Origin of the sequence: Thalassospira sp. TSL5-1 (genome assembly GCF_001907695.1) — a bacterium.
Lineage (GTDB): Bacteria > Pseudomonadota > Alphaproteobacteria > Rhodospirillales > Thalassospiraceae > Thalassospira.
This window is the reverse complement of the sequence record NZ_KV880661.1, coordinates 1-377: the sequence shown is the minus strand read 5'-3', so window position 1 is coordinate 377 and position 377 is coordinate 1. Positions and strand designations below refer to the sequence as shown.

Annotated in this window: 1 protein-coding gene; it reads left to right on the top strand. The window is 51.5% G+C overall.

Going from position 1 to position 377, the window contains the following annotated elements; all coding sequences use genetic code 11:
• Entirely contained in the window at nt 1-120 is a 120-nt protein-coding gene (locus LF95_RS23740; RefSeq protein ID WP_215905742.1) for a LuxR C-terminal-related transcriptional regulator, read from the top strand.
• Nucleotides 121-377: the final 257 nt, after the last annotated feature.

Sequence of the window (377 nt, the reverse complement as noted above, 5' to 3'; positions counted from 1 at the left end):
ATGGGCATTAGCCGTGTTACCGTTGAAATGCACTTGCGCAACTGTCGCCAGAAACTGAATGCCCGCACCCGGGAACAGGCCGTTGTGACCGCCATCAAACGCGGTTTCATTACGCCTTAAATACTCTTTCCCGGGGCTGTGACATAGCGGGTTTGATCAAAGAACAGGGAATACTACAGGCTTGCAACTTTGCCGGAATGACAGGGATGAGCGTGAACCCGCATAACGACCTTTTTGATCTGTTAAATGCCCTGAACAATTCGCTGAATGTTTCCGACGCATGGCAGGCAGGGCTTGTTTTTTTCCAAAAATATGGCGGCACCCAGATCAGCTATGCCCGTGGCAGACAGGATGGCAGTATCGCCTTTCTCACCACC

Excerpts from the sequence above, each read along its gene's own strand:
- LF95_RS23740 (WP_215905742.1), top strand. The coding sequence starts at position 1 with ATGGGCATTAGCCGTGTTACCGTTGAAATGCACTTGCGCAACTGTCGC.